Source organism: Pseudomonas sp. ATCC 43928 (assembly GCF_005938665.2).
Classification (GTDB): Bacteria; Pseudomonadota; Gammaproteobacteria; order Pseudomonadales; family Pseudomonadaceae; genus Aquipseudomonas.
In genome coordinates, this window is record NZ_CP041753.1 from 3,590,540 (window position 1) to 3,610,163 (window position 19,624).

The 19,624-nt window shown below is 62.1% G+C and carries 11 protein-coding genes; 6 read left to right on the top strand and 5 right to left on the bottom strand.

All coding sequences use genetic code 11. The features are described 5' to 3' along the window. Window positions 1-88: 88 nt before the first annotated feature. The gene (locus FFH90_RS16415) at window positions 89-1,060 is read right to left on the bottom strand and encodes an HlyD family efflux transporter periplasmic adaptor subunit (protein ID WP_371924272.1); all 972 of its coding nucleotides are present in this window, start codon (window positions 1,058-1,060) and stop codon (window positions 89-91) included. A 383-nt stretch (window positions 1,061-1,443) separates the two neighbouring features. Between FFH90_RS16415 and FFH90_RS16420 the strand changes: the two genes are divergently transcribed. The 6 genes from FFH90_RS16420 to tkt all read left to right on the top strand — a co-directional run bounded on the left by FFH90_RS16420 (window position 1,444) and on the right by tkt (window position 8,014). Beyond that, window positions 1,444-1,878 (top strand): hypothetical protein, encoded by a 435-nt coding sequence (locus FFH90_RS16420; protein ID WP_225602876.1) that lies wholly within the window; start codon window positions 1,444-1,446, stop codon window positions 1,876-1,878. Next, window positions 1,875-3,350: an ATPase domain-containing protein gene (locus tag FFH90_RS16425; protein ID WP_111453638.1), complete on the top strand. Its 1,476-nt coding sequence runs from the start codon at window positions 1,875-1,877 to the stop codon at window positions 3,348-3,350. Before FFH90_RS16420 ends, FFH90_RS16425 begins: the two co-directional genes overlap by 4 nt. Window positions 3,351-3,359: 9 nt before the next feature. After that, complete coding sequence (locus FFH90_RS16430) at window positions 3,360-4,382, top strand: sensor histidine kinase KdpD (protein ID WP_138867601.1); 1,023 nt, start codon at window positions 3,360-3,362, stop codon at window positions 4,380-4,382. Window positions 4,383-4,635: 253 nt separating this feature from the next. Then, on the top strand, window positions 4,636-5,364 hold the full coding sequence (locus tag FFH90_RS16435; RefSeq protein ID WP_105342226.1) for a Crp/Fnr family transcriptional regulator: 729 nt from the start codon (window positions 4,636-4,638) through the stop codon (window positions 5,362-5,364). Window positions 5,365-5,478: 114 nt separating this feature from the next. Next, window positions 5,479-5,733: a DUF1652 domain-containing protein gene (locus FFH90_RS16440; RefSeq protein WP_111453637.1), complete on the top strand. Its 255-nt coding sequence runs from the start codon at window positions 5,479-5,481 to the stop codon at window positions 5,731-5,733. 190 nt (window positions 5,734-5,923) lie between these two features. Next, the gene (gene tkt / locus FFH90_RS16445; RefSeq protein WP_138867699.1) at window positions 5,924-8,014 is read left to right on the top strand and encodes a transketolase; all 2,091 of its coding nucleotides are present in this window, start codon (window positions 5,924-5,926) and stop codon (window positions 8,012-8,014) included. Here the strand turns inward: tkt and FFH90_RS16450 are convergent. From FFH90_RS16450 to FFH90_RS16465, 4 genes are all read right to left on the bottom strand, one after another. Continuing rightward, window positions 7,985-9,508 carry a mercuric reductase gene (locus tag FFH90_RS16450; RefSeq protein ID WP_111453635.1) on the bottom strand — a complete coding sequence of 508 codons (1,524 nt, stop codon included), beginning with the start codon at window positions 9,506-9,508 and terminating at the stop codon, window positions 7,985-7,987. The two genes, tkt and FFH90_RS16450, sit on opposite strands and share 30 nt — an antisense overlap. Next, window positions 9,508-10,851 carry a glucoamylase family protein gene (locus tag FFH90_RS16455; RefSeq protein WP_138867602.1) on the bottom strand — a complete coding sequence of 448 codons (1,344 nt, stop codon included), beginning with the start codon at window positions 10,849-10,851 and terminating at the stop codon, window positions 9,508-9,510. The genes FFH90_RS16450 and FFH90_RS16455 overlap by 1 nt, the downstream gene beginning before the upstream one ends. A gap of 18 nt (window positions 10,852-10,869) precedes the next feature. Then, window positions 10,870-11,016 (bottom strand): lmo0937 family membrane protein, encoded by a 147-nt coding sequence (locus FFH90_RS16460; RefSeq protein ID WP_105341819.1) that lies wholly within the window; start codon window positions 11,014-11,016, stop codon window positions 10,870-10,872. A gap of 86 nt (window positions 11,017-11,102) precedes the next feature. Continuing rightward, window positions 11,103-19,607 carry a GH36-type glycosyl hydrolase domain-containing protein gene (locus tag FFH90_RS16465; RefSeq protein ID WP_138867603.1) on the bottom strand — a complete coding sequence of 2,835 codons (8,505 nt, stop codon included), beginning with the start codon at window positions 19,605-19,607 and terminating at the stop codon, window positions 11,103-11,105. Between the last annotated feature and the right edge of the window lie 17 nt (window positions 19,608-19,624).

Genomic DNA, 19,624 nt, shown 5'->3' on the forward strand with positions numbered 1-19,624 from the left:
TGGGTCGCGAAGCGGCCCCAATCTACGACTGCTGCGCAGCCGAACGGGGGCAAGCCCCCTCGCCACATAAGCCCGTCCCCATATGGGGTTAGTGGGTTGCCTGATTATCCCGGTTTTCCATGACAGTGACGGTAGCCGTGGTCCCGGCACGCAAGCTGTTTTTGGCGATATAGTCGGCGTCGATCTGAATCCGCACCGGCACTCGTTGCGCCAGTTTGACCCAGGTATAGCTGGGGTTGATGTTGGCCAGCAGGCGACTGCCGGGGGAGTTCTCACGGTCGGCGATAGCAAAAGCGATGCTTTGTACGGTGCCGCCGAAGGTCTCGCCGCTCATCAACTCGATCCTGACCCGATCACCCTCCTTGATTCGCGGCAACTTGGTTTCTTCGAAGTAGCCACTAACATAAAAGGATTGACTGTCAACCAACGCCAACAGCGCACCGCCACCACTAGCGAAGTCACCCTCGCGGGTCAGCAGATTCGTCACATAGCCACTGACCGGCGCCACCACCCGGGTTCGTTGTAAATCCAGCTCGGCCTGGGTCAAGGCCGCAATAGCCAGCTGCACATTGGCTTGCGCCAAGCCAAGGTTGGCCTGGTTTCTCAACAGGTCCGCCTGAGCTACCGCCACTTCGGTACTGGACTTTTCCCACTCTTCGCCGGAGATCGCGAAACGCTGCTTGAGCGTCCTTCGCCTCTGCTCTTCGCTCTGGCGTTGTTTGAGTAAGGCCTCACTGGAAATGATTGATGCCTTCGACTGGCCCTCAGTGGCTTTCGCCACTTCGACTGAGCGCTTCGCGTGTTCGACCGCCAGTGCGTAACGCGCCGGGTCGATTTCCAGCAGCAACTGGCCCTTCTGCACATGCTGGTTGTCCTGCACCTGCAAGCTAATGATGCGTCCCGAGACCTCGGCTGATAGCGTCACCACATCGGCACGCACTCGCGCATCACGAGTCCAGGGTGATCGAGTGTAATGATCCCAAGCAAACCAACCGAGCAGCACCGCCAACCCGACTACGGCCAAAGTCACCAGTTGTGCAACGGTTTTCTTCAGACTCATGAGATACCCATCACCAAAATCACCACCGCACACACGCAAGCGTAGACGGTCATTTTCACTGAGATTTGAATATTTTCAGATAGGTTGTAATGGGCAGATGAGATTGCACAGCCAGCACAACGCGTCCGTCTCGTAGCACCGTACCGCCCCACAGCGAGCCACTGGCGCCGGTAAAAAGGAGGCTTTTCTCTCGGCATCGTCAGAAAAAGAGACGATCACACCCTTGCTTTAACCGATTCTCCAGCCCGTACCGATGGGATCAAGCTCAGATCACAGCCAAAAGGACAATCAGACTGCTTTTTCAATACTGCCTCAGAACTGAGTCTCGATAAACTCGAGATAAGGTGTACCATCAGGCTCTGTCCATCAGATATTAGTCCGTCATGTCCACGCTAAGCGAAGAGAGCCGCCAGATCGTAGCTTCTCTGGCGCACCGTGTTGGTCCCGACGCGGACATTGCGAGGGTCGCCCAAGCGATCGTTTCAACCTTGCAGGATATGGACGCAGCCCTCACGCCCATCATTGGGCCGCAGGGGGTTGCCGCGCTTTACCGCCGTAGCCTCCAGCTTTGCACTTGCGCTCATCCGCGCCTGGCCGGTACCTATGACCGCGTGCAGGCCGCGCTGGATCTGGCTGCCCTCAAATCCGTACTCGTTGAACAAAGCGAAGCCGATGCGTTGTTTTTCGGTGAAGTGATGCTGATCACCTTCTACGAACTGCTGACCACGCTGATCGGGCCCTCGCTCACCGCACGGTTGCTTCGTGACGTGTGGGAACCTTCTTTGAGCGACACCCCATCGCAGGAAAATTCGCCATGAGCACCAAAGTGACTATCAACCGCTTGGCCACCGGCGTGCCAGGATTGGACGAGGTGCTGGGCGGAGGTTTGCCGGAGTTTTCGTTCAACTTGATCGCCGGCCCTCCCGGCTGCGGCAAGACCACCCTCGCTCACCAGATGATGTTTGCCCTGGCGACGCCCGAACGTCCGGCGCTGTTCTTTACGGTGCTTGGCGAGCCGCCACTGAAGATGCTGCGCTATCAACAGCAATTCGATTTTTTCGACAGTGAAGCGATCAACCATTCGATTCGCTATATCAACCTGGCCAACGACACCCTCGCCGGAAATCTGGACGAAGTGCTGCGGCGCATCGTCAGCGAGGTGGAGGCGCACTCTCCGTCGCTGGTGTTCGTCGACTCGTTCCGTTCGGTGGTGCTGGCCAGCCAAACCCAGGACAACCCCAACAACAACCTGCCGCAGTTCATTCAGCAACTGGGCATGTTGATGACCACCTGGCAGGCGACGACCTTCCTGATCGGCGAATATTTCACCGAAACCGACACCAACCCGATTTTCACCGTGGCCGATGGCCTGATCTGGCTGCGTCAAAGCGTTCAACGCAATTCCATGGTGCGCAAGATGGAAATCATGAAGATGCGCGGCCAACCGACACTGCCGGGGCTGCATACCTTCCGCATCGCGACGTCGGGGATCAAGGTCTTTGCGCCGACGGCCCCCAACCCGGTTGAAGCGCCGCTGGAGTTCCCTATCAAGCGCCTGAAGATGGGCGTGCCGCAGCTCGACGAGATGCTCGGCGGCGGTCTGCCCCGTGGCTATTCCTTGCTGGTAGCCGGGCCTTCGGGTTCGGGCAAAAGCATTCTGGCCGCGACATTTCTCGCTGAAGGCGCGCGCAATGGCGAAACCGGCGTGATCGCGGTGTTCGAACAGCGGCCCAATCACTCCCAGAATGCCACCCTCGCTGGCCTGATCCAGAGTGGCCAGGTCGGTCTGGTGGACAGCCGGGCCCCGGACCTCTCCATCGACGAAATCGTGCAGTTGCTGTTGAGCGAGATCACCCGGCTGAAAGCCACCCGCGTGGTCATCGATTCGCTGTCGGGCTTCGAACTGGCGCTGGCGCCGACCTTCCGCGATGACTTCCGCGAGTCGCTGTCACGCATGGTCACCGCGCTGACCGGCGCCGGGGTCAGTGTGTTGATGACCTCCGAGCTGGAAGACCGCTACACCGATCTGCGTTTCAGTCCTTACGGCACCGCCTTTCTCACCGATGCGATCATCGTTCAACGCTATATTGAAGTAGAGAGCCGCTTGTTGCGGATCATGGCCGTGGTCAAGGTCCGAGCCAGCGCCCATTCAGATCAGTTGCGCCAGTACCACATCGACGATAACGGCCTCCAGATCGGCGAAATGCTGCCGGACCAGGAGGGGCTGCTCGGTGGTCGACCGACAAAACAGAGTTCAGGAGCGGTACGTACGGGAGATAAAAATGTTTGAGCCCGACTCATGAGTAAAGCCGGTGGCAAGAAGGAACGTGAGATGGCCAATGCTGCTCACGAACTCTTCCTGCTTGGACAAAAAACTGTTGAAGCGCGCGCCGTACTGGCAGCACTGCAAAAACAGTTGAGCGACGCCAGCAGCCGGTTGGTGGATACCCAGCAGGTCGAGCAAGTGATCGAGGCCAATCAGCAGCTGGTAGTGGCGATACTCTTGGCGCAATCAGACGCTGTACCCCCCCCTCGTCTGGAGGAGCAGCGTTTGTACCAGCAATTGCGCGAGGCTAATGCGCAACTGGTAATGGCTGCGCTCAGCGCTCAAGACCTTCAGGCTACAGCCGAGCGCGCATTGAGCCAGCAGAAAAGCGTACTGGCTATGGTGGCCCATGAGCTGCGAAATCCGTTAACACCTATCAGCATGATTGCAGAGCGTATGGTTCGACTGCCTAGCGACCAACTGCCGCGAATGCGAGAGTTGATTGAGAGTCAAGTACAGCATATTTCACAGCTGGTCGACGATCTGCTCGACGTCTCCCGCGCCAGCACGGGCAAGCTGCGAATCAATCGCCGCGATGTCGACATGATGCAAATTCTGATTGAGGCTGTTGATGCGTGTGGTCCTGTGATGATCGCGCAACAGCAGCAGTTCGACGTCCATCTTCCAGATGGCACCTTGATGGTGAATGGTGATTCAGGACGCCTCGCTCAGATTCTTCACAATCTACTGGCGAATGCGGCCAAGTACACTCCGGCCGAAGGCAGAATCAAGCTGTCTGCCACGGTAGAGGCCGACGTTCTGAAGATAAGTATTTCCGACAATGGAATCGGCGTTTCGGCTAAAGCACTCCCTTTTATTTTTGACCCTTATGTTCAAGACGAACACGCCATAGGTTTCAACGGCTCCGGTTTGGGCATCGGGTTGACCGTCGTTCGGGAGCTGGTCGAAGCGCACGGTGGCAAGGTCACCGCCACGAGCGAGGGTAATGGTAAGGGAAGTGAGTTCGTGGTGATGTTGCCGCTGGTGAGCCATTGACGCTTCTTTGCACTTAATAGCACTCACGCCTGATCGAAGCGCTCGCATCGTCTTCCTCCGTTACGCCGCTCTTCAAAGGCCTGAAAGATGACAAGGAGCCTATGGAGCCGCCAATCCTCGACGGCCGTCCAAGGGCCTGGCCCGAATTGAATGTGCCGGCAAAACCGACGGACGGCCCCATATGGCAGCGTACGGCGTGCGCCATGGATTAATCTTTAGGTATTGGAAGTCTCAACCTCGGATGCTGGCTGATATGTTTGATACACCCAAGCCACAACAGAACCATCTTCTGGCGGCCCTTCCTGCACAATCGAGGGAGCGCTTGTTGCCCTACTTCGAACTGATCACCCTGCCGCTCGGCAAGGTGCTCTACGAATCCGGGGATGTCCTGCGGCACGTCTACTTCCCCACCGACGCCATCGTGTCCTTACTGTATGTGATGGAAAACGGCGCATCGGCGGAAATTTCAGTGGTAGGCAATGAAGGCTTGATCGGCATCGCCGTCTTCATGGGTGGTGAAAGCACACCAAGCCGGGCGATCGTACAGAGCGCCGGGCATGCCTTTCGGTTACCCAGCCAGCGACTCAAGGATGAGTTCAATCGCCACGGGGAGATGCTCCTGCTGATGTTGCGCTACACCCAGGCGTTGATCACCCAAATGGCGCAGACCGCCGCGTGCAACCGCCACCACTCGATCGATCAACAATTGTGCCGCTGGTTGCTGCTGTCTCTCGATCGCCTGCAAGACAATCAACTGATCATGACCCAGGAGTTGATCGCCAACATGCTCGGCGTACGCCGTGAAGGCGTGACCGATGCCGCTGGCAAACTGCAACGCCTGGGCGTCATCGAATACAGCCGTGGCCATATCAAGGTGCTGGACAGGGCCGCACTTGAGCAACTGAGTTGCGAGTGCTACGCCGTCGTCAGAAAAGAAACCGAGCGCCTGCTGCCCTATGTTCCGTTAAAACCGTCTTGCTGACCCGCACCTGCGTGTTCTAGCGAACAGACCACCCCTACGGCGTCCCTCACACTCCAGCTATGAGACGGTTCAACACTCGCCCTTCCCGAGTCCACCGTCTTCACTGGAGTCATCATGCTATCCACGCTTGAGTTGCGTCACATCATCGAGTCAGCACTCCGTCCCCTGTCCTGCGAGTGCCGAGTCGATCAAAGCGGATCACTGCAAGCTCTGATATTCGAGCCTGTCTCTGGTCGAGTAGAGCTGTTGGTTACGGGAATTAGTACAGCCAGCCTCAATTGCAATCGAGCGATAGGCAAGTTTATAGCTGAAATTCAGGAGGACCTCGAAACGACTCATGGGCAGAGGCCAACGCTCAGGATTGGGTAGAGGCTGAACGAGAAATCCCGGCGCATTGGCGGGCATTTTTTATCTGCTGGTGGAATACACGACATACCTGATGAGCGTTGGATCAAAGCGGGAACCGCGAGTAAAGGGACGTGAACCCGATGATGGATGTGGACCACAACCGAAACACCCGCGACGCGCTGAGTCCCCTTTACCTCACCAAGAGACCATCATGACCAGCAAACTCGACCAGCAATGCATCGATACCCTACGCTTCCTCTCGCTCGACATGGTGCAAAAAGCCGATAGCGGCCACCCCGGTCTGCCGCTCGGTGCCGCGCCAATGGCCTATGTGTTGTGGACGCGCTGGTTAAAGTTCAACCCGCGCAACCCGCAGTGGCCCGACCGCGACCGTTTCGTGCTCTCCGCCGGACACGGCTCGGCGCTGCTCTATAGTCTGCTGCACCTCAGTGGCTACGAGCTTGCGCTGGAGGAGATCAAGCGTTTCCGCCAATGGGGTAGCAAGACGCCAGGGCATCCCGAGCGCGGACACACGCCCGGCGTGGAGACCACTACCGGGCCGCTTGGTCAGGGCCTGGCCAACGCGGTCGGCATGGCGATGGCCGAGGCGCAACTGTCCGCGCGCTACAACCGTCCCGGTCATGCGGTCGTCGACCACCATACCTACGCCCTCGTCAGCGACGGCGACCTGATGGAAGGCGTGGCAAGCGAGGCCGCCTCGCTCGCCGGCCATCTCGGGTTGGGCAAGCTCACCTGCCTGTACGACGACAATGCCGTTACTCTGGCCGCCGGCACCGCCATGACCTTCTCCGAGGATCGTGCGCGGCGATTTGAGGCCTACGGCTGGCACACAGTGTCGGTGGCAGATGGCAATAACCTATTGGCGATAGATGCCGCGCTGCAGGCGGCACGGGCGCAAAGCACGCGGCCATCGTTAATTCTCGTTCGTACACATATCGGCTACGGCTCACCCGAGCAGGACACCTTCAAGGCCCACGGCTCGCCGCTCAGCGTGGAAGAGGTGCGCAAGACCAAGGAGAAGCTGGGCTGGCCCACCGAGCCGGACTTCCTGATACCCGACGCTGCCTTGGCGCATTTCCGCAAGGCCGTGGAACACGGGGTGCGGAGCGAGGCTGCCTGGCACATGCGCATGGACGTCTACACCAAGGCCTTTGCAGAACTGTCCCATGAACTGGAGCAGCGCCTGAACGGGGAACTGCCGCCGGGCTGGGATGCAGACATTCCGGTGTTTCCCACCGATGCCAAGGGGTTGGCCACACGCGACGCCAGCGCCATGGTGATCAATGCCATCGCGCCCCGTCTGCCAGCATTGAGCGGAGGCTCCGCCGACCTCGATCCCTCAACGAAAACCGCGCTCAAGGGCCTTGGAGACTTCAACCCGCCGCCTACCACGGGCACGGATCAACAAGGCTCTGACGTGGGCGGCTGGAGCAAAGCGGGTCGCAACTTGCACTTCGGCGTGCGCGAACATGCAATGGGCGCCATCGTCAACGGCCTTGCCGCACACGGCGGCTTCATTGCCTTTGGTGCGACCTTCTTGATCTTCTCTGACTACATGCGCCCACCGCTACGCCTCGCGGCACTGATGGGCCTGCACGTGGTGCATGTGTTCACCCACGACAGCCTGGCGCTCGGCGAGGACGGCCCTACCCATCAGCCTGTCGAACAACTGGCGAGCCTGCGCGCCATCCCGAATCTGGTGCTGATCCGCCCCGCCGACGCCAATGAAGCCGCAGTCGCCTGGCAGGTTGCGGTGACCACCCGTGACCGCCCTGTGCTGCTGGTCTTGACCCGGCAATCGTTGCCAACCCAGGATCGCAACCGCTATGCCCCGGCACATGGATTGCGTCGCGGCGCCTATGTGCTGAGCGATGCGGCGAACAGCGAGCCCGAACTGATCCTGCTCGCCAGTGGCTCGGAAGTCGCCTTGATCCTGGCGGCGGGCGAGCGCCTGGAACGCGAAGGCATTGCCGTGCGCTGTGTCTCGATGCCCAGTTGGGAGCTGTTCGAGGCCCTGCCGCAGGCCGAGCGCGACGCGGTACTGCCGCCGTCAGTCGGCGCGCGGCTGGCGGTCGAGTTGGGTGTGCGGCAAGGCTGGGAGCGCTACATTGGCGCGCGGGGGGACATGCTCGGGGTAGAACACTTCGGCGCCTCGGCACCGGCCGACGTACTGCTGCGCGAATACGGCTTCAGCATCGACAATGTCTGTGCACGCGCCAAGGCGCTGCTGGGACGGCTTCAGGCTACTGACTCAGCGCTCCATCCAACGCGCCAAACGTGACCTGACGCGAGGAGGCAAGCGGGTACGATTGTAGGCATCGGCGGCCTTGCGGATCGCCTCCGCCTGCGTGGGATAGGCATGGATCACCAGGGCCAATGTGCGCAAGCCGACGCCCGCCACCATGGCCAGGGTGATTTCGTTGATCATGTCGCCGGCATGGCGAGCGACGATGGTGGCACCGAGAATCTGGTCCGTGCGCTCCCTGACGTGGATTTTCACGAAACCCTCCTCCTCACTGTCAGTGACCGCACGATCGACCTGATGCATGGGAATGGTGAAGGTTTTCACCGGAATATCCCGACGGTTGGCCTCACGCACATACAAACCGACGTGAGCAATCTCCGGATCGGTGTAGGTACACCAGGGGATTACCAGCCGGCTCATCCGCTCGCGACCGCGCAGCAGGGCGTTCTGCACGACAATGCGGGCTGAAGCCAGGGCGGTATGGGTGTACTTGTGCTCAAGGCAGACATCCCCGGCAGCGTAGATAAGCGGATTGCTGGTGCGCAGGAAGTCATCGACACGGATTCCCTCACTGGCGTCGTAGTCGACACCGGCGGCTTCCAGGTTCAGGCCCTGGACATTCGGCGAGAGGCCGATGCCGGCGAGGATCGCATCGACGGCAACCGTACTGCGGTAATCGTCGCTGACCAGGTCGACCAGTTTCTGCCCACCCTCTACGCGCACGGCAACGACCTGGGTGTTCAGACGGACCTCGATGCCGTCGCGAGCGAAGGCATCCGAGAGCAGTTGCGCGGCGTCCCGTTCCTCGTTGCCGAGGAACAGCGGCATGTCTTGCACGATGGTGGTTTGTGCGCCAAGCCGGGAGAAGGCCTGGGCCAGTTCACAGCCAAGGGGGCCACCACCAATCACCAGCAGGCGGCGCGGCAACTCGGTCAGATCGAAAACGTTTTCATTGGTTAGGTAACCGGCTTGCGCGAGACCGGGAATCAGCGGGATATTCGGGGCCGCGCCAGTCGCAATCAAGGCTTTGCGAAAGCGCAGGGTCTGCCCATCGACGGTCAGCGAATCAGCCCCCGTGAAGCGCACTTCGCCGAAGAACATATCCACGCCAATTGCGCTCAATCGTGCCGCCGAATCGCCGCCGCTGAGGTGACTGCGGATACGCCGTACGCGCTCCATCGCGGCAGCGAAGTCGACCTGAATGTCGCTCGGCACTTGCGCGCCATAGTGCCGGGCATCGCGCATTTCGGCATACAACTGCGCCGTCCGGATAATCACCTTCGACGGTACACAACCATTGTTCAGACAATCGCCGCCGATCAACCTGCATTCAATCAACGCCACCCTGGCGCCGAGCGCTACAGCGGTTTTCGCGGCGCCCAGACCCGCAGGCCCCGCACCGACTATCACCAAGTGGTAGCGCTCGGCAGCGTGCGGATTGACCCAGCGCGGCGGATGCACACTGGCCAGGCGTTGACGCTCATAAGCATCCTGCGGCGTGGTGATCGACCCATCGTAGTCTTGCGTCATCAGCCTGCTCCCGCAAATGGCGGTTGCTGCAACCAGCCGCCGTGGAACCCGGCGCGCTGCAAACCGTCGCGGATGTAGGGGCAGGCGCGCATCAGCTCCCAAATCCGTTGGCTACGATGGTTCTCGATCATCATCAGTACAATGCCCTGATCGAGCCCGTAGTGCCCTGGGGACACCCAGGCGCGCCCGTTGTCATCGGCGAGGCTCGGATTGAAGCTGCTGGAAAAGCGCCCTTCGACGCACATTTCCGGGTAGCGCTCCATCATATGCCGCACCGCGTCGAGGACAATTTCCGGCGCAAACGGCAACGACGCCACCACCGAGGGGGCGCACAGTGTGCCGTCATCCGGCCCGTACGGTACGCCACGAGCGGCATAACCGAACAATCGCCGCGGCTCATTGGACAGCTGTGGCTGCTCATCGCTCGGCCCATCGCAAGCGGACAAGCCCCAGCAATTTTCAGCGTAGCCGGCGAACTCTTGCGGGTTACGCCGCGCGTACTCACGCTGGATGTAAGCGGCGCGTCGGCTGTTCTGGAAGTAGTCCGAGCACTTCTCACGCATGAAACCATCGTGGATGCCGCGAAAATCTATCCATGCATGGGAGAAATGGTGGACAAACAGCGGCCCGGCATAGAGATAGTCATGGTCGTAGAGGTTTTCCCACTGATAGGTGGAGGTCCATGCCCGGTAGCAGTCGCCCACGATGGCACAGCTTGGCGAGCCGAGCGCCAACACATACAGCAGGATGGCCTCGCTGTAGCCCTCCCAGCCGTAATGCAGGAACCCGCATTCGGGTTTCCAACCCTGCCTTATCGTCTCACCACTGTCCTGTGCCCAGCGCCAGTCGATGCGCCGATAAAGAAAGTCGGCCAGGCCCCGCAACTCGTTCTCGTCAGCGGTATCCGCGCAAAAATACAGGCTTGCTGTCAACACGCCGGCGATCAGCAAAGCGGTGTCGATCATCGACAGTTCCGAGCGCCAAACCCGCACACCCGTATGGATATCAAGGAAGTGATAATAAAACCCTTTATATCCTGTCGCCCCGGGGCTACCGCTTTGATCGCTGGCCTGGAAGAAACGCAGTGCGGCGAGGCTGAACCGCAGCGCGTCGGCCCGTGTCAACCAGCCCCGATCTACGGCCAGCGGATACACTGACAGGGCGAATCCGACCACCGCGATACTGACGGGCGAACCGGGACGCGAGGTATCGGCCACCAGTCCGTTAAACGGATTCAATGTCTGCAGGAAATAACCCAAGGCGGCACGCTGCAGGCGATCGAAAAGCGCTTCATCGGCGAGTGTGGACTGTACTGTCCGCGAGCGGCGCTCAACCCTGTTCATCGGCAGGACCGAAGAGGCTTATGAGCGCCTGCTCTGAAAGAAACTGACCGCCAGCAAAATCAGCGCCACGATCAACAGGACATGAATGAAGCCTCCCAGGCTGTACGACGTTACCAGCCCAAGTAACCACAGGACGATCAGGACGACCACGATTGTTTGTAGCATGACGATTCTCCGATTGTGATCCAGGACTTCTGAACACCTCCAGATTGAACGCATCGGCAACGTAGTTCTGTGCGCCAGCGTACCCATTAGAGAACAAGCTCAAGACGATGCGCACATCCGTCCAGCGGCACGCGAACGGCCCCTTGCTCGCAGGTCTGCGGTACACCATCGAGCAGCGCCTGCTCGAGGTCCCGGCAACGTCGTCCCGCCGACTTCAGGCTGATCGTGTAGTCGCTGCCGTCCAGCCTCAGACGGGCTTCAAAACCTGGCCAGTGACGCGGGATGCAGGGATCGACAACGAGAAACGCCCCCTCTCGGCGCAACCCCAGAATCCCCTCTACGCCGGCGCGGTACATCCAGCCGGCCGAGCCGGTGTACCAGGTCCAGCCACCCCGGCCTATATGCGGCGCAACGGAATAGACATCCGCGGCGATCACATAAGGTTCGACCTTGTAGCGCTCGACCTGCTCTGGCGTGCGCGCATGGTTGATCGGATTGAGCAGCGCGAACAGTTCGACGGCCTTGTCGCCCTCCCCGAGTCGGGTCAACGCCAGGATCGTCCACATCGCCGCATGGCTGTACTGCCCGCCATTCTCGCGCAGGCCTGGCGGGTAGCCTTTGATATAGCCGGGGTCGAGCGAAGTGTGCGCGAACGGGGGTGCGAACAGTAACGCCAGGTTGTCGTCGCGGCGGATCAGCAGACGCTCCAGCGAGGCCATCGCCAGCCTCGCGCGGGCGGGATCGGCGCCACCTGAGAGTACCGCCCAGGACTGCGCAATGGAGTCGATCCGACATTCCTCGCACGCCGCCGAGCCGAGCCACGTACCATCGTCGAACGTCGCCCGGCGATACCAGTCGCCATCCCAGGCCTCACGCTCCAACGCTTTGCGCAGCAACCCCGCATGCGCCCGCCACCGCTTGGCACGCTGATCGTCGCGGCCGTCGGCCAAAGGCGCAAAACTGTTCAAGGTGCTCAACAGCAACCAGCCGAGCCAGACACTCTCGCCCTGCCCGCCCACGCCAACCCGGTTCATACCGTCGTTCCAGTCGCCGCTGCCGATCAGCGGCAAGCCGTGGGCACCGGTCAGCGTCAGACACTGGTCGAGACCGCGGGCGCAATGTTCGAACAGCGAAGCCGACTCGTCCGCGGGCATCGGCTGGAAGAACGCGTCGCTTTCGCTGGGGAGCAACTGCCGCCCTTCGATGAACGGCACGCTCTCGTCCAGCACCCCGGCATCCCCGGAAGACGTGACATAGGTGGCGCAGGCAAAGGCCAGCCAGACACGATCATCGGAAATCCGCGTACGGACCCCCTGCCCCGAATGCGGTAACCACCAGTGCTGCACATCGCCCTCGACGAACTGCCGGGCGGCAGCACGCAGCAGATGAGACCGGGTTTGCGCTGGGTGTGCGAATGCCAGTGCCATGCAGTCTTGCAACTGGTCACGGAAACCATAGGCACCGCTGGCCTGGTAGAACGCCGAACGAGCCCAGATGCGGCAAGCCAGAGTCTGGTAGAGCAGCCAACCGTTAAGCAGGATATCCAGGGCGCGGTCGGGCGTGCGTACCTGCACTGCACCGAGCACTTCGTCCCAGTGCCGTTTGACCGCTGCAAGTACCTCGTCCAGGTCACGCTCGCGGTAACGCATAACCATCTCCCGGGCAGCATCGGTCGATACGGCCTGCCCCAGCAAAACCAGCACCTCGACAGACTCGCCGGGGGCCAGCTCGACGACGCACTGCAGCGCCGCGCATGGGTCCAGACCGGCACCGCAGGCCGCGGACAACGGAGCTCTACCAAGCAGCGCCCGAGGCGCCGCCGGCCCGCCATGGCGACCGAGGAATTCGCGGCGGTCGGCGGTCCAGGCGCTTTGCCGGCCGCCGAGATCAGCAAATGCCACACGGCCCGGGAAGGCGATACTCCATGGGTTGTGCGCCAGCAGCATGCCGCTGGCGGCGTCGATCTCCGTTTGGATGAACGGCCCGTTGGTCCCGCGCGAGGTGCCGAGCACCCATTCCACATAGGCCGTCACCGACAGTTGACGTGGCCGCCCGGACAGATTGCGCAGGGTCAGTCGGGAAATTTTCAATGAGTCGTCCAGCGGCACATACTGCAGCAATTGCGTGTGAATGCCGTGTGCCGAATGGTTGAAGCGGCTGTAGCCGAAGCCGTGCGCAGCGCGGTAGACGCCGTCGTCGCGGATCGGCTGCGCGGTAGGGCTCCAAAGCTGGTGACTCTCCTCGTCGCGGATATACAGCGCCTCGCCCCCCGGGTCAGCGACCGGGTCATTGGACCAGGGGGTGAGTTGGTTTTCACGGCTGTTCTCGGCCCAAGTGTAGCCACTGCCGTGCTCCGAGACCTGGAAGCCGAACGCCGGGTTAGCGATCACATTGATCCACGGCGCGGGCGTCGTCTGGTCGCGCTCAAGCGTGATCAGGTATTCCCGCCCGTTGCGATCAAAGCCGCCCAGGCCATTGAAAAACTCCAGGCCGTCATCCCCGACCGGTGCCTCCGGCAACGGCCACACTGGCATTGACGGAGGCTGGCGGGCGGCAAGCCAGTTGCGCGGCGCAGGCTTTGGCAGGCGCTCGAGCTGGTCTGCAATGGAACCACGATGGGCGATCAACTCGACTCGCGCCACGGCCTGCAGCAACGCCCGTGTTTCTACGGTCATGAGGTCGGTGCGCAATGTGTAGACCGCACCGCGCCTGCGCTCCTCGCCAAAGTGCAGGCGAGACTGAGTGCTGCGTACTGCGGTTTCTATCGCCTCCTGCAGGTCCTGCACATAGGACGACGCCCGTTCGTTGAGGATGACCAGGTCGACGTGCAGGCCCTTTATCCGCCAGTATTCACGGGCACGCAGCAACTGACGGACCTGGGCGAGGTCCTCGACCTCGTCGATGCGCAAGAGAACCAACGGCAGATCACCAGAAATCCCCAGCGGCCATAGCCCCGACTGGCACCCCGCCCCTCGTATGATGGCCGGCGCCGAAGCGCGAAAACGTGGGTCAACATAGAGAATCGGCGCGGCCAGGCGCTGGAAGTCCGCCGCCTCCTCGGAGTCGATGCCAAGGTCGCGCAATTGCACCTGGGCCTGGGTCCAGGCCAGGGTCTTGGCGCGCTCGAAGGCATTGCGTTCATGGTGCTTGTCGATCAGATCCAGTAATTCCTCTCGCGAGCTTGCGACCACCGTCCAGAAGGCTACCCGCGCAACTTTGCCGGGCCCAACCCGCAGACGTTGACGCAAGGAAAAGATCGGATCGAGGACCGTCCCCTGGCTGTTCGACAGCGCCCGATGCCCGGTGATCGCCAGCGCCTCGCGCACGCTACGGTTGCGGCCAAGGAAACGCGCGCGGTCGGACTCGTATTGCGGATCAGCGATCAGCTCACCTTCCACCACCACGAAGTGCGCCGCCCATACCGGCGTTTCCTCCGGTCCACGCGGGCGGCGAGTGGCGACCAGTGCCGTGAACTCGGCAAGGTATTCAGTCTGCACGAACATTCGCGAGAACACTGGATGCGCGCTGTCAGCGGCCCGAGTCGCCAGGACCACCTCGGCATAGGAGGTCAGTTCGATGTCGCGTGGCCTGCGCCCGTTGTTGACCAGCGAAACTCGCCGCACTTCGCCGTTGTCCTCGCCGGACACCAGTACTTCCAGGCTGGTGACCAGCGAGCCTTGGCGATGAATGAACTCGGCCTGATCCTCGTGGAACAGCACCTCGCCGTTTTCAACGTCGCGGCCACTGGGCTGCAGCGTCGCCGACCAGGCTTCCCCACTTTGGGTGTCACGCAGGAAGATGAAGCTGCCCCAGTCATCGCGGGTGGCATCCTCACGCCAGCGCGTCACGTCGATATCCCCCCAGCGACTGTAACCGCCGCCTGCCGAGGTGAGCATCAGCGCGTAGCGGCCATTGGAGAGCAGATGGGTGATCGGCGCGCCGCCGCCTCCCGCATCGATGCGCCGCAGGGTTTCGCTGCGGCCCTCGGTCGCGGAAACAGTCACCTCTTCGGCTCGTGGATGCGCCAACAGTACGTCCCGTGGCACGCGCTCCTGCAGTAGCAAATCGCAGGCCTGAATCATCGGCTCGCGGTGGAAACGGCAGCGCATCCTGCCATCGTGCAAGGCATTGGCGATGGCAACGATGGTCATGCCCTGGTGGTGGGCCATAAAGCAGCGAACGATCGCCACATTCTCGTCATCCGGCAGCCGTGAGCGGGTGAAGTCCAGCGCCTCGTAGAAACCATAGCGGCCCTGCGCGCCCATCCCGGCCAGCCGCTCGTAATTGCGGCGCGCCGCCTGCGGATCGATCATCGCCGCCAGACCGGTCGCATAAGGCGCGACCACCACGTTCTCGGACAGCCCGCGCTTGAGGCCAAGCCCGGGCACACCGAAATTGGAGTACTGGTAGGTGAACTCCAGATCGCGGGCGTTGTAGGCGGACTCCGAGATCCCCCAGGGGATGCCCAACGAACGGCCGTAGGCTTCCTGTAACGCCACCACCAGACGAGTGCTCTGTTCCAGCAGGCTGCCAGCCGGCGCTCGCATCACCAGCGACGGCATCAGATATTCAAACATCGAGCCGGACCAGGAGATCAGCGCCGAGCCGCCGGGGACCGGCGTTGCGATGCGTCCGAGGCGGAACCAGTGACGAGTCGGGACATCCCCCTTGGCAATGGCGAACAGGCTGGCCAGTCGTGCTTCCGAGGCGAGCAAGTCATAGCAGCTCGGATCGAGGCGATTATCGGTTTGGGAGTAGCCGATCGATAGCAGCTTTCGTTCGGGGTCGAGCAGAAAACTGAAGTCCATCGCCCCGGCCATCGCCCGGGCCATATCGGCGAGCGCTTGCAAGCGCGGCGCCAATGTAGACCGCGCCTCGTCCGGCAGCGTGCGGTCGCGCAGGTGTTCAGCCACTGCCTTGCGCAGCGCTTCGACCCAGAACAGCAGGTCATCACCCTCGCCGACCGGAACGACCCTGACGGCCACCTTGGCGGCCTTCTCGGTCAGCCGCTTCAGACTCGGCAGCAGTCCGTCGAATGCTTGCAGCCCCGCCAAGTGGACGCGGACTTCCTCCAGATCGTCGCGCAGTTGCCGCAGCGGCTCGCCACCGGCGCCCGACAGCCCGCCGATGGCCTCCTGGACCAGCCACAGGTCGTCCATCAGGCCACGACAGGCCTCCTGCGCCAACGGGCTTTCCCGCCACTCATCGCAGGCGTTGGCGAGCACGATCAGGTGCCCGGCGAAGTTACCACTATCGACCGACGACACGTAGGCCGGATGCAAGGCTCGCAGGTCGTGGGTCGCATACCAGTTGAAAAAATGCCCGCGGTAACGCGGCAGCTTCTCCAGGGTTGCCATGGTCGCTTCCAGGCGCTCGAGCGTCTCAATGCTGCCGGCCCAGCCAAAGTCGCGGGCAGCGACTGCCGAGAGCAGGTAGAGCCCAATGTTAGTCGGCGAGGTGCGATGTGCGAGTACCGGTTTGGGCTGTTCCTGGAAATTGTCCGGCGGCAGCAGATTATCCTCCGTTGTAACGAAGGTTTCGAAGAAGCGCCAGGTGTGTCGCGCGGTCAAGCGCAGGGCATGCGCGTCCAGCGGCGAAGCCGTGCGCTGGCGGGCGACCTTCGATGGCCGGCTGCTCAGCAGAGCCAACGCCGGCGCTGCCAACCAGAGCAACGCTAGTGGACCGGCTAGCGGCCAGGAGCTGGGCACCAAGGCCAGGCCAACTGCGCTTATCAGCAGCGCAAGCGCGGTGCCACCAGCCATCAGCCGGTAACTGCCGCGCAGGTCTGGCAAAGGGCAGCTGGACGCCTGCGCAGCGGTGGTCCATTCGAGCAGGTGATCGTGGCTGGAGAACATCCGCACCAAGGTGCGCCCGATAGCGTCACCCATGCGCCATGCAAGGTCCGCCAAAAAGGCCAGCGAGAGCACAATCTGCAGAGCCGCGCGACGCAGGTCGGCACCTAACATGCCGAAGTGATTGCGCAGACGGATGCCGCGCCGCTGCGGCAGCAGGGAGCAGACGGTTGGCAGCAGGGCCGGAATCATCAGGGTCGCCAGCACGAACAGTGTAGCGAGCAGCGCCAGCGGCAACGGCAGCCACCAGCAGAACACCAGACTGGCCAGGGCGAAGGGCGCGAACAACGAGCGACGCAGGTTGTCGAGCATCTTGCAGCGGCCGATCGGCGGTACCGCCTGAGCCCCCGTCCAGTGCCCGAATACCCAAGGAAGCAATTGCCAGTCGCCGCGCGTCCAGCGGTGCAGACGTTTGGCGGTGACATCGAAGCGCGCCGGGGACTCTTCGATCACTTCGACATCCGAGGCCAGGCCGGCGCGAGCGAAGATGCCCTCGAACAGATCATGACTGAGCAGCCGGTTGTCGCCGACCCGGCCACCGAGCGCGGCTTCGAAGGCATCCACATCATAGATACCTTTACCGGTGTAGGAACCTTCGCCGAAGAGGTCCTGGTAAACATCCGAAACCGCCGCCGCGTAGGGATCTATGCCGCCGGGACCGGAGAACACCTGCTGGTAAAAGGAGCCCTCGCCGCCCAGCGGCAGAGAGGGCGTGACCCGTGGCTGGAGGATCGCGTAGCCGCTGACAATGCGCTTCAGCGCGGCGTCGAAACGTGGGTGGTTCAATGGGTGAGCCATCTTGCCAATCAGCCGCAGCGCCGCCTCCCGCGGCAGGCGGGTATCGGCGTCAAGGGTGATCACGTAGCGCACCCCGGCCGGCACTTTCGGTGCCTCGCCGAAGATGGACATGAAACTCGTCTCGCCATCCCCACGCAACAGGCGGTTTAGCTCGTGCAGTTTGCCGCGCTTGCGTTCCCAGCCCATCCAGCACTGCTCGCGGGCATTGAACAAGCGCCGCCGACAGAGCAAGAAGAAGCGCTGGCCGCCGGGCCCAGGCCCATAGCGGCGATTCAGCTGTTCGATCGCCTCGGTTGCTACCGTCAGCAAATGCGCATCGCTGTCGAGCTCCTCTTGCTGCGCATCGACGCCATCGGCCAGCAAGGCAAAGGCCAGATCGCCGCCGATGCCCGCCAAATGGTGGACCTCCAGTCGCTCGATCTGCTCCAACAGATCGGCTTCGCTGGTCAACAGCGTCGGCACAGCGATCAGCGTACGTAGCGCCTGCGGCACGCCGGCGGACAACTCCAACCCCGGCAGAGTAATGGCGCCGAAACTCCAGGTGACTATGCGATTGACCAGCGCCGTGGCCACCTCGGTGACCGGCACGCACATCGACAGCAGGAACAACAGGATCCAGCCAACAGCCACGGACGGCACCGCCAAGGCCCAGGCCATTAGCGCCAGTAGCAGCGTGGTCAGCAAGAAAATGCTGCCAACATAGCCGCCGATGCCCAGGCGAATGTTGAAGCGGCTGATGCGCAAGCGCAGAGGTGCGCGAAAGCCCATGGCCCGCTCCAGCGCCGGGCGTCCCTCGGCGATCAGGTGGTAGCCAGGATCGCTCGCTCGCCCACCCCACTCCTCGCCCTGCTCGGCGCTCTCAGCCAGGCGGGCAGCCTCCAAGGCCCGGTCGGCGACCTCCAGTTCCGAGAGAGCCGAGCCACGCGCCAGTTGCTCGATGGCGCTGCGGTACAGGTTGCGCGTCGGGAAGTCCATAAGGGCAAACGCACTGCCCGCGCGCAAGCGCGCATCGACCAGGCTGACACTTTCAAACAGCTTGGCCCAGTCAATATCGGAAATCAGCCGCATGCTGGTGATGATGTTGCGCACCGTGACATTGGAGGCACCCTGGCGTTGCTGGGCGTGCTGCACCACCTCCTCGACGCAAACACCCTGTGCTTGCAGACGTTCGTCCAGCCAGCCCAGCGCCGGGGTCGTACGCGGATCCTGGTCGCGCAGGCGTTTAGCGAGTTGAGCGGCGAACAGCTCGGGCAACCGCCCGAGCGGACGCGCGGCGATGTCTGCCAGCGCCGAACGGGCGCTGGCAGGTACGAGCAAACGATCGGCCAGTTCGTCGGCGTCCGCGCGGGCCATACGACCGTCGTCGATCTGCTCGGCGAGTCGGCGCAGGTTCTCGATCAGGACGATACGCAGAGTGATCGCCACAGCCCACAACTCACCGATGGTCAGCGGCTGGACCCGCTGGTACGCATCGATGAAACACCGCAGCATGTCGAGGTCGAGATGACTGTCGGTATGCGCAACGAAGGCCCAGGCCAGGCCAAAGACCCGCGGGTAGCCAGCGAACGGTCCCTCGGCGAGCTTCGGCAACTGGCGGTAGTAGCCAGGTGGCAGATCATCGCGAATTTCCCGGATCTGTTCCTCGACGATATGGTAGTTATCCAGCAACCATTCGGCGGCGGGCACCACGCTGTGGCCGCTCTCAAGCTCCGCGGCGCTCGCCCGGTAGGCGGCGAGCAGGACCGAAGCGTTGTCGTCGAGGCGTACATGCAAGGAAAGCACAGTGGGCGGCCTGGGTGTCACCTGCTGGGCGATGGCCAGACTCTCGGCATGCTGCTCAAGTCGCTCGATACCGAAAAGCGTCTCCCGTACCGGCGCATGGTCACTCCAGGGGGGTGATAGAACGCGCTGCCCAAGTGCCCGGCGGAAGATTGAATGCATAAATAACGTTCCGAGAC

Excerpts from the sequence above, each read along its gene's own strand:
- FFH90_RS16415 (WP_371924272.1), bottom strand. The coding sequence starts at position 1,060 with ATGAGTCTGAAGAAAACCGTTGCACAACTGGTGACTTTGGCCGTAGTC.
- FFH90_RS16420 (WP_225602876.1), top strand. The coding sequence starts at position 1,444 with ATGTCCACGCTAAGCGAAGAGAGCCGCCAGATCGTAGCTTCTCTGGCG.
- FFH90_RS16425 (WP_111453638.1), top strand. The coding sequence starts at position 1,875 with ATGAGCACCAAAGTGACTATCAACCGCTTGGCCACCGGCGTGCCAGGA.
- FFH90_RS16430 (WP_138867601.1), top strand. The coding sequence starts at position 3,360 with ATGAGTAAAGCCGGTGGCAAGAAGGAACGTGAGATGGCCAATGCTGCT.
- FFH90_RS16435 (WP_105342226.1), top strand. The coding sequence starts at position 4,636 with ATGTTTGATACACCCAAGCCACAACAGAACCATCTTCTGGCGGCCCTT.
- FFH90_RS16440 (WP_111453637.1), top strand. The coding sequence starts at position 5,479 with ATGCTATCCACGCTTGAGTTGCGTCACATCATCGAGTCAGCACTCCGT.
- tkt (WP_138867699.1), top strand. The coding sequence starts at position 5,924 with ATGACCAGCAAACTCGACCAGCAATGCATCGATACCCTACGCTTCCTC.
- FFH90_RS16450 (WP_111453635.1), bottom strand. The coding sequence starts at position 9,508 with ATGACGCAAGACTACGATGGGTCGATCACCACGCCGCAGGATGCTTAT.
- FFH90_RS16455 (WP_138867602.1), bottom strand. The coding sequence starts at position 10,851 with ATGAACAGGGTTGAGCGCCGCTCGCGGACAGTACAGTCCACACTCGCC.
- FFH90_RS16460 (WP_105341819.1), bottom strand. The coding sequence starts at position 11,016 with ATGCTACAAACAATCGTGGTCGTCCTGATCGTCCTGTGGTTACTTGGG.
- FFH90_RS16465 (WP_138867603.1), bottom strand. The coding sequence starts at position 19,607 with ATGCATTCAATCTTCCGCCGGGCACTTGGGCAGCGCGTTCTATCACCC.